Source organism: Leifsonia poae (genome assembly GCF_027921845.1).
In the GTDB taxonomy this organism is placed as follows: domain Bacteria; phylum Actinomycetota; class Actinomycetes; order Actinomycetales; family Microbacteriaceae; genus Leifsonia; species Leifsonia poae.
Genome location: NZ_BSEN01000013.1, coordinates 252829 through 265527, shown reverse-complemented (window position 1 = coordinate 265527; position 12699 = coordinate 252829). Strand labels below are relative to the sequence as shown.

The following is a 12699-nucleotide window of genomic DNA, read 5'->3' as shown; positions in this document are numbered from 1 at the left end:
CAACAGAACCCGATCACCCACAGCAATCACGAAACGGAATCAGTGAGGAACCAACCGTGAAACATCGTCCACGTCACATCATCGCCGCCGTCGCGATCACCGCGGCCGCGGCCCTGACCCTCGCCGGATGCTCCGGCGGAGGCAGCAGCAGCGGCTTCGACTCGACCACCCCCAAGGAGCTCTCGGGAAGCGTGTCGTTCTGGCACTTCTTCTCCGATCGCGAGGCCAAGGTCATCCAGTCGGTCGTCGACGACTTCGAGAAGAAGAACCCCAAGGTGAAGGTCACCGTGCACGCCGGCCAGGACGACGAGAAGCTGCAGAAGGCGATCGCCACCGGCAGCAAGGTCGACGTCGGCCTCTCGTACTCGACCGACATCGTCGGCAACTTCTGCTCGAACGGCGCCTTCCGCAACCTCAACACCGTCATCAAGCGCGACGGCGTCGACATGAGCCAGTTCTCGCCCACCGTGAAGTCGTACACCGAGTTCAAGGGTGTGCGGTGCGCGATGCCGATGCTCGCCGACGTCTACGGGCTGTACTACAACAAGGACCTGCTCAGCGCCGCCGGCTACAGCGCCGCGCCCAAGACCCTCTCCGAGCTCGAGGCGATGGCGACCAAGCTGACCACGTACAACGCGGACGGCTCGATCAAGACCCTCGGCTTCAACCCGACCATGGGCTGGTACGAGAACGCGGCCGCGCACTACGGCCCCGCAGCCGGTGCCGACTGGCTGAAGGCCGACGGCACCAGCGCGATCAGCTCCAGCCCCGGCTGGACCGAGCTGATGACCTGGCAGAAGGCGTTCGTGGACAAGATCGGCTGGGACAAGCTGAACAAGTTCACCTCGGGCCTCGGCCAGGAGTTCTCGGCCGACAACGCCTTCCAGAAGGGCAAGGTCGCCATGAACATGGACGGCGAGTACCGCACCGCGTTCATCGCCGACCAGGCGAAGGACCTGAACTACGGCACCGCTCCGTTCCCGACGGCCGACGACCACACCGAGCTGTACGGCGGCGGCTACATGACCGGCAACATCATCGGCATCTCGAAGGGCTCGAAGAACCCGGAGCTCGCGTGGGCACTCCTGAAGTACCTCACGACCGACACGGATGCCGTGGTCAAGCTCGCCAACGGCCTGAAGAACGTGCCGACCACGTCCGACGCGCTCAACTCGCCGAAGCTCGAGGTCTCCGACCAGTACAAGACGTTCCTCGACGTCGCGGCGGACAAGAACGTCGCCACCACGCCGGCCAGCCCGCTCGGCGCCGGCTACCAGCAGTCGTTCCAGGACTACTGGAACAAGTACCAGAGCCAGGGCGGCGACCTGCAGGCCGGCCTGAAGAGTGTCGACAAGCAGATCGACGACGCGCTCGCACTGACCACCGGTCCGTGACGATGACGTCGACTGCACTGCGCGAGGGGCGGGCGGCCACCGCCGTCCGTCCCTCGCGGGCCCGCACCAAGCGGAACCTCGTGACGCTGGCGCTGCTCGCGCCGGCCCTGCTGGGACTCGTGATCTTCTTCGTGTACCCGCTCGTGGCATCCGTGTACTACTCGTTCACCCGGTTCGATCTCGTCTCCGCTCCCCAATGGATCGGGCTGCGCAACTACCAGTACCTGTTCACGCAGGACCCGAACGTGTGGGAGGCGACCCTCAACACGCTGTGGTTCGTGGTGATCTGGGTGCCGGTGAAGGTGGCGTTCGCCCTGCTGATCGCCGGCCTGCTGGCCCGCGCGCGGCGCGCATCCGGATTCTGGCGCACGGTGTTCTACCTGCCCGCCCTGGTGCCACCGGTCGCGAGCGTCGTCGCCTTCGTCTTCCTGTTCAACCCGGGCACCGGACCGGTCAACCAGATCCTCAAGGTCTTCGGCATCCAGGGCCCGCTGTGGTTCAACGACCCGGCCTGGTCGAAGCCGTCGCTCGTGCTCCTCGGCGTGTGGGTGATGGGCGACATCATGATCATCTTCCTGGCCGCGCTCCTCGACGTCTCGAAGGAGCAGTACGAAGCCGCGTCGCTCGACGGCGCCAACGGGCTGCAGAAGGTGCGCTACGTCACGCTGCCGAGCATCGCCCCCGTGCTGCTGTTCTCCGTCGTGACCGGCGTGATCGCGGCCATCCAGTACTTCACCGAGGCGGCCGTCGCCTCCGGCGTCGCCAGCGGCAAGGCGGTGATCGGCGAGGGCATCAGCAACAACCTCGGCTACCCCGACGGCTCGCTGCTCACCTACACGCAATGGCTCTACGTGCGCGGCTTCGGCACGTACCAGCTCGGCTACGCCTCCGCGCTGGCCGTGCTGCTCTTCGTGGTCGCCGCCGTGATCCTCATCCTCTTGCTGCGCCGCTTCAAGGCGTTCACCCCGGAAGGCGCCCTATGACCTCCGCAACCCTGACCCCGCCGAAGGCGACGCCGTCGTCGCAACGACAGCGCCGGATGCCCACCCCGAAGTCGCTCCGTGTGCGGCGCGCGCTGGCCTGGATCGCCGAGCACGCGGTCCTCGTCGTGCTGGCCGTGCTGTTCATCGCTCCGATCGTCTTCGTGTTCCTCACGTCGCTGATGTCGAGCGACCAGACCCTGACGGCCTCGCTCTGGCCCCAGCCGTTCGAGTGGAGCAACTACGCGACGGTCTTCACCACCGTGCCGTTGCTTCAGTGGTTCGGGAACTCGGCCATCTACGCCGTGCTCGCCACGCTGTTCATGCTGATCTCGAGCGTGCCGGCCGCCTACGCGCTGGCGAAGATCAAGTTCCGCGGCTCGAACGTGCTGTTCACCGTGATCATCATCGCGATGCTGCTGCCGCCGCAGGTGACGGCCATCCCGATCTACGTGATGTGGTCGCAGCTGAATCTGACCGGCACCCTGTGGCCGCTGATCCTGCCAAACCTGCTCGGCGACGCGTTCTCGATCTTCTTGCTGCGCCAGTTCTTCCTGACCATCCCGAGCGAGTACGCCGACGCGGCGCGCATCGACGGCAACGGCGAGTTCGGCGTGCTGTGGCGCGTCGTGCTCCCGATGGCCAAGCCCGGCATCGCGGCGACCGCGATCTTCATGTTCTTCAACTCGTGGAACGACTACTACGGCCCGCTGCTGTACACCTCGGAGAACCCGGACAACTGGCCGGTGGCCTACGGTCTCGCGTCGTTCCGCGGTGTGCACGGCACCGACTGGGGGCTCACGATGACGATGACGATCCTCGTCACCGTGCCCGTGGTCCTGATCTTCTTCTTCGCCCAACGCGTGTTCGTCGAGGGCATCACTCTGACCGGCGTGAAGGGATAGTACGTGAAACTCGCTGTCGTCGGGGGTGGGTCCACCTACACCCCCGAACTCATCGACGGATTCGCGCGCATGCGCGACATCCTGCCCATCGAGGAGCTGTGGCTCGTCGACACCGACCCCGACCGGCTGCGGCTGGTCGGGGGCATGAGCGAGCGGATGTTCCGGGCCGCCGGCCACACCGGCCGCATCGTGCCGACCAGCGACCTCGTCGCCGGGGTGTCGGACGCCGACGCCGTGCTCATCCAGTTGCGCGTCGGCGGCCAGGCCGCCCGTCACGGGGACGAGACCTTCCCGCACGAGTGCGGCTGCATCGGCCAGGAGACCACCGGCCCCGGCGGCTTCGCCAAGGCCCTGCGCACCGTGCCGGTCGTCCTCCGCGTCGCCGAGACCGTGCGAGCGCACGCCAAGCCGGATGCCTGGATCGTCGACTTCACGAACCCGGTCGGCATCGTCACGCGCGCCCTCCTGCAGGAGGGCCACCGCGCGGTCGGCCTCTGCAACGTCGCCATCGGCTTCCAGCGCCGGTTCGCCAACCTGCTCGGTGTCGACCACACGGCGATCACCCTCGGCCATGTCGGTCTCAACCACCTCACCTGGGAACGCGCGGCGTTCGTGACGGATGCGAACGGCACGCACGACGCGCTGCCCGCACTCATCGACACGCACCTGGGCGAGCTCGCCGAGGAGATCGAGCTTCCCGCCTCGCTCATCACGATGCTCGGCAACGTGCCGTCCTACTACCTGCGGTACTACTACGCGCACGACGAGGTGCTGCGCGAGCAGCTCGGCTCCCCCACCAGGGCCGAAGCGGTGCAGGAGGTCGAGCGCGCACTGCTCGAGCTCTACGCCGATCCGAGCGTCGACACCAAGCCCGATGCCCTCGCCAAGCGCGGCGGCGCGTTCTACTCCGAGGCGGCGGTCGATCTGATCGCCTCCCTGCGCAGCGACCGGCGCGATACCCAGGTGGTGAACCTCCGCAACAACGGCTCGCTCCCCTTCCTGCCCGACGACCATGTGATCGAGGTGCCCGCGATCGTCGGCGCCTCCGGTGTCGAGGCGCTTCCGATCGATCCGCTTCCCGACGACATCCGTGGCCTGATCTCGCACGTCGCCGGCTACGAGCGGCTCGCGCTGGATGCGGCTGTGCATGGCGGCCGGGAGCGCGTGGTGCGCGCGATGATGGCCCACCCGCTCGTCGGCCAGTACGACCGGGCGGAGAAGCTGACCGACCTGCTGATCGCGGGCAACCGGGATCACCTGGCATGGGCGCAGTGAGCGGCTCGGCACCGGGCATCGTGATCGCGGTCGACGGCGGCGGTTCGAAGACCGACGCCGTCGCGCTCGATCTCGACGGCACGGTGCTGGCGAGCGCCCGCGGCACGACCTCGAGCCCGCACATCATCGGGATGGGCGCCGCCGCCGACCTGGTGGACGAGCTCATCGCGAGCCTCGTGCAGCAGACCGGCGACCGGCCGATCGTGCAGACGAACATCTACCTCTCCGGTCTCGACCTGCCGGCCGAGCTGGCGGCGTTCGGCGAGCACATCGCCGGGCTGCCCTGGGCGGGCGCCGTCGTCGACAATGACCTGTTCGCGCTACTGCGGGCCGGCACCAGCGAACCGGATGCGGTGGCGGTGGTGTGCGGTACGGGCATCAACTGCGTCGGGGTGCGGTCCGACGGCGCCGTGGTGCGCTATCCGTCGCTGGGGATGTCGTCGGGCGACTGGGGCGGCGGCTGGCACCTCGGCGAGCAGGCTCTGTGGCACGCGGCACGCGCCGTGGACGGCCGCGGTCCGTCGACCGCACTCGTCCAAGCCATCCCGGCCGTCTACGGCCTGGAGAGCGTGCAGGACGTGATCGAGGCGCTGCACTTCGAGCGCATCCCCAACTCCGATCTCGCGTTGATCAGCCCGGCGGTCTTCGACGCGGCCCGCGCCGGCGACGGCGTCGCCATCGGTCTCGTCGATCGGCAGGCCGAGGAGATCGTGGTGTTCGCCGTCACGACGCTGCGGCGCCTCGGGCTGCTGGATCGCCCCACCCCGGTGGTGCTGGGCGGCGGTGTGATCGGCGCACGGGATGCCCGGCTCATGCAGGCGATCGAAGAGGGCCTGGCCGACCGGGCCCCGCTGGCGCACATCGAACTGGTGACGGCGGCGCCGATCCTGGGGGCAGGGCTGCTCGCGCTCGAAGCGGCCGGCGCCGACGCCGACGCGCTCGAACGGGCGCGCGGCGAACTGGGCGCACGCCAGGCGGCTCTCCCGGTCGGCTGACCTGCAGACGGGAGCCTCCCCCAGGGTGTTCACTGGATGCGGGAGGCCATCACGAAGACCGATCACGACGCGGAGCGCAGGCGGATGGTCGAGCAGCAGCTCGCCTACCGCGGGATCGAGGACGCCCGCGTTCTCGAGGCGATGGGCCGCGTGCCGCGACACCTGTTCGTGGACCCGGCGTTCGCCCGCTACGCCTACGAGGACCAGCCCCTGCCGATCGGCGACGGGCAGACGATCTCCCAGCCGTACATCGTCGCGCTGATGCTGGAGGCGGCGCGGATCGGTCCTGACGACGTCGTGCTCGACATCGGGACCGGATCCGGCTACGCGGCGGCCGTGACCGCAGAGCTCGCCGCGCGCGTGGTGAGCGTCGAACGGCATCCGTCGCTCGCAGCGTCTGCGGAGCGCACGCTCGACGCACTGGGTTACGACGTGAAGGTGGTCACGGGCGACGGTTCGCTCGGCTGGCCGGAGGACGCCCCGTACGACGTGATCATCGCCGCGGCGACCGGGCCCGGCGTTCCGGACGCGTGGCTGGCGCAGCTGGCCGAGGGGGCCCGCGTCGTGATGCCGGTCGGCCGGGCCGGTGGCGCCCAGCACCTGTCGTCGTTCGAGCGCGCCGCCGACGGTACGCTGACCGAGGTCGATCTGGGCGGGGTCTCGTTCGTGCCGCTGGTGGGCGAGCAGGCCTGGCCGGGGAAGTAAGCGCGAGACGCTTCGGCGACGAAGCCCCTCGGTGACCGGGCCCTAGGCGGCGACGGCCTCGCGGGATGACGCACGAGCCGGCGATGCCTCACCGAGAGCGGCACGGTCGAGCGACGAGAGCAGCGCGCCCAGTTGTCCCTCCGGCGCGCCCGGGTCCTCCGGGTGCCACTGGACTCCGAGCACCGGCGCCGACTCGTGCTCGATCGCCTCGACATGCCCGTCGGTGGCGCGGCCGGTGACGACCAGCCCCGACCCGACGACGTCGACCGCCTGGTGGTGAGCGCTCTGCACTGCGACGGTGTGGCTCTCCAGCAGACCGGCGACCAGGCTGCCGGTGGCCAGGCGCACGGCGTGCGTCGCCATGATGTCCCGGATGGGCACGCCGCTGTTCTTGTGCTCGCCGGTGTCGTCGAGGTGCTGAACCAGCGTGCCGCCGAGAGCGACGTTGATGATCTGCAATCCGCGGCAGATGCCGAGGAGTGGCGTACCGCGCTCGATCGCGCGATGCACGACCGCGATCTGGGCGCGATCGGCTTCGGGGAGGTGACGGCTCTCGCCTTCGTAGCCGCCGGCGGCGCCGTACAGCCCGGGAGTGATGTCCTCACCGCCCATGATCAGGATGGCCTCCGCCGTCTCCGTGCGCGCGAGCAGCGCATCCTCGCCTTGATCGGCGGCGACGCGCGTGACGGTCCAGCCCTGACGCTCGGCTTCGACGATGGCCGACTCCACGAGGATCTGCACGTACGCGTGGTACTCGGGGTCGTGCCCGCGGAAGCGGGTGGCCTCGACCACGGCGAGGGAGCGCACCGGGCGTCGGATGCTCATGCGGTGCTCCTCTCATGGCGATGTATCGGCTGGCGATGATTCGGCGTCCCACAATTCTGAAGGGCGGCCCCGAACCGCGCATCCCGGGCGTAACAGGGTGAAACAGTCGACGGAGCCGTGCGCCGCCGCCACAGCGATCACCCGGCCACCCGGGCGCTCTGGCGCGCCCGATCGGGCCCCGAATAGACTCGCAGCAGGGGCACCCGACTCGAGAGAGTGAGTAGATGCGTTTACGAGGGGTACTGGGCGGAGTCCTGCTCGCGCTGGGGCTGGTCGTGGGAACAGCGACGATGGCGAGCGCACAAGACCCGGTCGACCTCGGCAGCGGACACGTCGTCGACCAGGCGGGTGTGCTCGACGCCGGCCAGACGAGCACCGTGGAGAACGCGGCCAAGAAGCTCTACTCCGACCACCGCGTCGACCTCTACGTCGTCTACGTCGACCGCTTCACCAACCCGACGGATGCCGCGGACTGGGCGAACCAGACGGCAGCGAACAACAATCTCGGCCCGTCCGACTATCTGCTCGCCGTCGCGACGGACGGCCGCGCCTATTACCTCTCGGGGGATTCGGCCGGTCCGGTCACCGACGACCAGCTGGACCAGATCGAGCGCAACGATATCGAGCCGAAGCTCAAGGCGGGTGACTGGTCAGGGGCGGCGGTCGCGGCGGCCGACGGGCTGGGCGACGCGGTCGGCGGGAGCGCCGGCGGGAGCGGTGTCGTCTGGTTCATCGTGATCGCCGTCTTGGTCATCGGACTGATCGTCTTCTTCGTGCTGCGCAGGCGGTCCGCCGCGAAGAAGGCGCGTTCGGCGCCGGGCGGCCCGGCAGTGCCCCAGAACGAGCTTCAGACCATGCCCATCGCCGACCTCGTGCGACGGGCCGGGTCGGCGCTGGTGCAGACCGACGACGCGGTGCGCACGAGCGAAGAGGAACTCGGTTTCGCCACGGCGCAGTATGGAGCGGACGCGGTGGTGCCGTTCCAGGCGGCGCTCGACGCCGCCAAGGCGCAGTTGCGCGACGCGTTCACGCTCAAGCAGAAGCTCGACGATGCCGAGCAGGACACTGAACAGCAGACGCGCGATTGGAACATCCAGATCGTGCAGCTCTGCGCGGCGGCCAACGACGCGCTCGACAAGCAGGCCGACGCGTTCGACGAACTGCGAGCGCTCGAGAAGCGCATCCCGCAGGCGACCGCCGAGGTGCAGGCCGCCGCGACTGCGGTGCAGAGCCGCATCGCCCAGTCGAACGCCGGCTACGCGGCGCTCTCGGAGCGCTACACCGAGGCGTCGATCACCACTATCCACGACAACATCGCGCAGGCGACCGATCGGCTGGCCTTCGTGACCACCGCACTGGCGGCTGCGGCGCAGAAGAGCGCGGCCGGCGACACCAGCGCCGCCGCCATCGGCGTGCGCGCGGCGGAAGAGTCGGTCGACCAGGCCAAGCTCCTTCTCGACGCGGTCGACCGGCTCGGAGCCGACCTCGCCGCGGCGCAGCAGACCATCGACGGCACGATCGCCGAGCTGGAGAGCGATCTCGCCGAGGCCCGCAGCCTCGCCGCGGCGGGAGACGCCGACGGGACGATCTCGGCCGCGGTCGCCGGAACCGAGCAGACCGTCGCCGACGTGAAGAGCAAGCTCGCGGCCGGCAGGATCAATCCCCTGGAGATCGCCAACCGCCTCGAAGCGGCGAATCAGAACATCGACGCCGTGCTCGGCGGCGTGCGGGATGCCCGGCAGCAGGCGCAGCGCGCGCAGGCGTCGCTGCAGCAGACGCTGCTCGACGCCAAGAGCCGGGTCTCGGCGTGCGAGGACTTCATCGCGGCACGGCGCGGCGCGGTCGGCGCGGAGGCGCGCACCCGCCTCGCGGAGGCCGGCCGGCTGCTCGTGCAGGCCGAGGCGACCGCGATCACCGATCCGGTCACGGCGCTCGGTCAGGCGCAGCGCGCCGCCCAGCTGGCCGACGCGGCGACCCAACTCGCGCAGCAGGACGTCGGCGGCTTCCAGCCGGGCACCGGCGGCCTCGGCGGGATGTTCGGCGGCGGCTCCGGAGGCGGGGGCAACGGCGCGATGGGGGCGATCCTCGGCGGCATCCTGATCAATTCGGTGCTGAGCGGGGGCGGCGGTGGTGGCCGTGGCGGCGGCGGGCGTGGCGGTAGCCGTGGCGGCGGAGGCGGGTTCAGCCCGGGAAGCTTCGGCGGAGGCGGCACACGCTCCCGTCGCGGAGGTGGCAGGTTCTAGGTCCCGTCCGGGATCGACGGCTCAAGCGAAAGGAAAGCAACACCATGGCAAAGCAGTCCATTTTCGGGCGCATCTCGCAGCTGATGAAGGCGAACGTCAACGCCCTCATCGACCAGGCGGAGGACCCGGAGAAGATGCTGGACCAGATGGTCCGCGATTTCACGAACAACATCGCCGACGCCGAGAGCGCGATCGCGGAGACGATCGGCAACCTCCGGATGCTCGAAGACGATCACAAAGAGGACGTCGAGGCGGCGGCCGAGTGGGGCCAGAAGGCGCTCGCCGCCAGCAAGCAGGCCGACAGCTACCGGTCGGGCGGAGACTCGGCCAACGCGGACAAGTTCGACAACCTCGCCAAGGTCGCGCTGCAGAGACAGATCGCGTCGGAGAACGAGGCCAAGGCGGCGGAGCCGCAGATCGCCTCGCAGACCGAGGTCGTCGACAAGCTCAAGTCGGGCCTGAACGGCATGAAGGGCAAGCTCGAGCAGCTCAAGAGCAAGCGGAGCGAGCTGATCGCCCGCGCGAAGAGCGCACAGGCTCAGCAGCAGGTGATGGATGCGGTGAAGAGCGTCGACATCCTCGACCCGACCAGCGAGGTCGGTCGCTTCGAAGACAAGATCAAGCGCGAAGAGGCCAAGGTGCGCGGCGCCTCCGAGCTCGCCGCGTCGAGTCTCGACGCCCAGTTCAACCAGCTCGACGACCTCGGGGAGATGACGGAGGTCGAGGCGCGCCTCGCCGCGCTCAAGACCGGCGGCGCACCGGCGCAGCCTGCGGTCACCGCCGAGGCGACGCCGTCCGCTCCGTACACGCCAGGGCAGTGACGATGGCGCGGGATGCGCGCGGGATGCGCGCGAGCCGCGCATCCCGCCGCCTTCTCACGAACACGCCGTGTCGTGCGGAACACGAAGGACCATGCAGGAGTTGGAGAACGTATGACAACATTGGCGCTCGTCGGAGCGGGACACATCGGAAGTCAGATCGCGCGCCTGGGCGTCGCCAGAGGGTACGACGTCGTGGTGAGCAACTCGCGCGGACCGGAGACGCTCGGAGAGCTGGTCGCCGAGCTGGGGCCGTCGGCACGAGCGGCCACCGTCGAGGAGGCAGCACGCGCCGGTGACATCGTGGTCGTCACCATCCCGTTCAGGAGCATCGAGTCCCTCCCGGCCGACGCCTTCGCCGGAAAGGTCGTGGTCGACACGAACAACTACTACCCGCAGCGCGACGGCCACGTGGCGGAGCTCGACGACGAGTCGACCACCGTGTCCGAGCTGCTGCAGCGGCACCTTCCGGATGCGCACGTCGTCAAGGCGTTCAACCACATCTACTCGTCCGCGATCGTCACCGACGCCCTCCCGTCCGGCGATCCCGAGCGTCGCGCTCTGGCCATCGCGGGCGACGATGCAGAAGCCAAGGCCGCCGTGACCGCGCTGCTCGACGACTTCGGCTTCGACGCCGTCGATCTCGGTCCGCTCTCCGAGGGCTGGCGCGTGCAGCGCGAAACCCCGGCATACGGCCCGCGGCTCACCGCCCCGGAGCTGCGCCGAGCCGCCGCGGACGCCAAGCGCTACCGGGACATGCGATGAAGGCTCGCGCATGAGCGCGGCGTCCTTCCTCGTCGTGCCGCAGTGGCAGGGGTCCGGATCCTCCCGCGCGATGCGGCTGATCGACGGAGCCGAGGCCATCCGGGGCGATCTCCCCGTCGCGGCGACGACGGTCGTGAGCGTTCCCGCCGCCGCCGGAGAGTCCCTCGACACCGGCGTGCACCGCTTCTCGGCGCTCGCGACGATCCGGGATGCCGCAGCCGCCGAGCTGATGCTCCTGGAGTCGCCGGTGGTGACCATCGGCGGTGACTGCGCAGCCGACCTCGCCAGCGTGCAGCACGTGGTCGCGTCGCGCGAGCCGGGGAGCGTCGCCCTGGTCTGGTTCGACGCCCACGGCGACCTGAACGACGTGGGCTCATCGCCGTCGGGCGCATTCCACGGCATGGTCGTGCGTGCCCTGCTCGGTGACGCTCCCGACGGTCTCGCCTCCGAGGGCGCGTCGCTCCTCTCCCCCGAGGCTCTGGTGCTCGCCGGAACCCGCGCGCTCGACGACGGCGAGAGCGCCTACATCGCCGAGCACGGCATCCGGATGCTCGCACCGGACTCGCTCGCCGAGCCGCGTGATCTGGTCGCTGCCGTGGAGTCGACGGGCGCTACGGCCGTCTACCTGCACATCGACCTCGATGTGCTCGACCCGGCCTCGATCGACGGGATCGGCTATCCCGAGCCGTTCGGCGTGACGCCGGAACAGCTGACCGAGGCGATCCGAGCTCTGCGTGCGCGCTTCGAGCTCGCCGGGGCCGCGATCACCGAATTCGCACCGGAGTCGCCCGAGCCCGCGTCGCACGATCTTCCGGTGATCCTCCGCATCCTGGGCGCCCTGACCGGGCGCCTTCCAGCGAGCGGACCGTCCTCCCCACCCGGAGCCGGCCGACACCTCTCCACCGATCAGCAGGCCGTCGGTGACGCCCCCTGACGCCCGGGGTAGCTTGGGAGCCATGACCGAACCCAAGATCATCACCGAGCGCCGCGGGCACATCCTGCTCATCGGCTTCAACCGCCCCGACAAGCGCAACGCGGCCGACTTCGAGATGCTCAACGCGCTCGCCGCCGCCTACGGCGAGTTGGAGCACGATCCCGAACTGCGGGTCGGTCTCGTCCACGCGGTCGGCGACCACTTCACCGCGGGCCTCGACCTCGCCGATCTCGGCCCGCGTATCGGGGCCGACGGTCTGTCGTTCACGAGCGAGGGCGGCATCAACCCGTGGCAGGTGTCGGGCGAGCAGCTCACGAAGCCCGTTGTCATCGCTGTGCAGGGCACCTGCCTCACGCTCGGCATCGAGCTCGTGCTGGCGAGCGACGTAGCGGTCGCCGCCCGTTCCACGAGGTTCGGGCAGCTCGAAGTCGCCAGGGGCATTCTGCCGTTCGGCGGAGCGACCCTGCGCTTCCCCCGGGCGGTCGGGTGGGGCAACGCCATGCGCTGGATCCTCACGGGAGACCTGTTCGACGCCGCCGAAGCCCACCGCATCGGCCTCGTGCAGGAGGTCGTCGACGACGGTGAGCAGTTCGATCGCGCGCTGGCCATCGCCGAACGCATCGCCGCCCAGGCGCCCCTGGCCGTGCAGGCTGCGCTCGCCAATGCCAAGCGTGCCGTGCGCGACGGCGACGCCGCGGCGGAGGGCGAGCTCCAGCCTGCGCTGGTGCGCCTTCTCCAGAGCGAAGATGCAGCGATCGGCATGCAGGCCTTCCTGACGCGCAGCGAGGCCCAATTCGTCGGACGCTAGGCGTCCTCTCCGGGCTGCCCAACTATTCGCGGAGGATGGAATCCGATCCCTC

At 69.6% G+C, this 12699-nt stretch carries 12 protein-coding genes; 11 read left to right on the top strand and 1 reads right to left on the bottom strand.

Going from position 1 to position 12699, the window contains the following annotated elements; translation table 11 throughout:
- Window positions 1-56 precede the first annotated feature (56 nt).
- The 6 genes from PKE84_RS14200 to PKE84_RS14175 are packed head-to-tail and all read left to right on the top strand — an operon-like array spanning window position 57 to window position 6254.
- Window positions 57-1394: an ABC transporter substrate-binding protein gene (locus tag PKE84_RS14200; RefSeq protein ID WP_271177914.1), complete on the top strand. Its 1338-nt coding sequence runs from the start codon at window positions 57-59 to the stop codon at window positions 1392-1394.
- A 2-nt stretch (window positions 1395-1396) separates the two neighbouring features.
- Window positions 1397-2377, top strand: coding sequence for a carbohydrate ABC transporter permease (locus tag PKE84_RS14195; RefSeq protein WP_271177913.1), 981 nt, complete (start codon window positions 1397-1399; stop codon window positions 2375-2377).
- A complete protein-coding gene (locus tag PKE84_RS14190; protein ID WP_271177912.1) occupies window positions 2374-3279 on the top strand; it encodes a carbohydrate ABC transporter permease in 906 nt (301 codons plus the stop codon). The genes PKE84_RS14195 and PKE84_RS14190 overlap by 4 nt, the downstream gene beginning before the upstream one ends.
- 3 nt (window positions 3280-3282) lie before the next feature.
- Complete coding sequence (locus tag PKE84_RS14185) at window positions 3283-4554, top strand: 6-phospho-beta-glucosidase (RefSeq protein ID WP_271177911.1); 1272 nt, start codon at window positions 3283-3285, stop codon at window positions 4552-4554.
- Window positions 4542-5549, top strand: coding sequence for an N-acetylglucosamine kinase (locus PKE84_RS14180; protein ID WP_271177910.1), 1008 nt, complete (start codon window positions 4542-4544; stop codon window positions 5547-5549). The genes PKE84_RS14185 and PKE84_RS14180 overlap by 13 nt, the downstream gene beginning before the upstream one ends.
- Before the next feature lie 36 nt (window positions 5550-5585).
- Entirely contained in the window at window positions 5586-6254 is a 669-nt protein-coding gene (locus tag PKE84_RS14175; protein ID WP_271177909.1) for a protein-L-isoaspartate(D-aspartate) O-methyltransferase, read from the top strand.
- A 42-nt stretch (window positions 6255-6296) separates the two neighbouring features.
- Here PKE84_RS14175 and PKE84_RS14170 read toward each other — a convergent pair whose 3' ends face one another.
- A complete protein-coding gene (locus PKE84_RS14170) occupies window positions 6297-7079 on the bottom strand; it encodes a gamma-glutamyl-gamma-aminobutyrate hydrolase family protein (protein WP_271177908.1) in 783 nt (260 codons plus the stop codon).
- 224 nt (window positions 7080-7303) lie between these two features.
- On the opposite strand from PKE84_RS14170, the gene PKE84_RS14165 reads away from it, so the two are divergent.
- Genes PKE84_RS14165 through PKE84_RS14145 form a run of 5 tightly spaced genes read left to right on the top strand, consistent with a single transcriptional unit; the run spans window position 7304 to window position 12647 of the window.
- Window positions 7304-9322, top strand: a complete 2019-nt coding sequence (locus tag PKE84_RS14165) for a TPM domain-containing protein (RefSeq protein WP_271177907.1) — start codon at window positions 7304-7306, stop codon at window positions 9320-9322.
- 44 nt (window positions 9323-9366) lie between these two features.
- On the top strand, window positions 9367-10143 hold the full coding sequence (locus PKE84_RS14160; protein WP_271177906.1) for a PspA/IM30 family protein: 777 nt from the start codon (window positions 9367-9369) through the stop codon (window positions 10141-10143).
- 12 nt (window positions 10144-10155) lie between these two features.
- Window positions 10156-10905, top strand: coding sequence for an NADPH-dependent F420 reductase (locus PKE84_RS14155; protein WP_271177905.1), 750 nt, complete (start codon window positions 10156-10158; stop codon window positions 10903-10905).
- A gap of 10 nt (window positions 10906-10915) precedes the next feature.
- Window positions 10916-11839 (top strand): arginase family protein, encoded by a 924-nt coding sequence (locus PKE84_RS14150; protein ID WP_271177904.1) that lies wholly within the window; start codon window positions 10916-10918, stop codon window positions 11837-11839.
- Between the two features lie 22 nt (window positions 11840-11861).
- On the top strand, window positions 11862-12647 hold the full coding sequence (locus PKE84_RS14145) for a crotonase/enoyl-CoA hydratase family protein (RefSeq protein WP_271177903.1): 786 nt from the start codon (window positions 11862-11864) through the stop codon (window positions 12645-12647).
- Window positions 12648-12699: the final 52 nt, after the last annotated feature.

Coding starts and splice junctions, on each gene's coding strand:
- PKE84_RS14170 (WP_271177908.1), bottom strand. CDS start 7,079: ATGAGCATCCGACGCCCGGTGCGCTCCCTCGCCGTGGTCGAGGCCACC.
- PKE84_RS14160 (WP_271177906.1), top strand. CDS start 9,367: ATGGCAAAGCAGTCCATTTTCGGGCGCATCTCGCAGCTGATGAAGGCG.
- PKE84_RS14190 (WP_271177912.1), top strand. CDS start 2,374: ATGACCTCCGCAACCCTGACCCCGCCGAAGGCGACGCCGTCGTCGCAA.
- PKE84_RS14145 (WP_271177903.1), top strand. CDS start 11,862: ATGACCGAACCCAAGATCATCACCGAGCGCCGCGGGCACATCCTGCTC.
- PKE84_RS14155 (WP_271177905.1), top strand. CDS start 10,156: ATGCGCGCGGGATGCGCGCGAGCCGCGCATCCCGCCGCCTTCTCACGA.
- PKE84_RS14165 (WP_271177907.1), top strand. CDS start 7,304: ATGCGTTTACGAGGGGTACTGGGCGGAGTCCTGCTCGCGCTGGGGCTG.
- PKE84_RS14180 (WP_271177910.1), top strand. CDS start 4,542: ATGGGCGCAGTGAGCGGCTCGGCACCGGGCATCGTGATCGCGGTCGAC.
- PKE84_RS14195 (WP_271177913.1), top strand. CDS start 1,397: ATGACGTCGACTGCACTGCGCGAGGGGCGGGCGGCCACCGCCGTCCGT.
- PKE84_RS14150 (WP_271177904.1), top strand. CDS start 10,916: ATGAGCGCGGCGTCCTTCCTCGTCGTGCCGCAGTGGCAGGGGTCCGGA.
- PKE84_RS14175 (WP_271177909.1), top strand. CDS start 5,586: ATGCGGGAGGCCATCACGAAGACCGATCACGACGCGGAGCGCAGGCGG.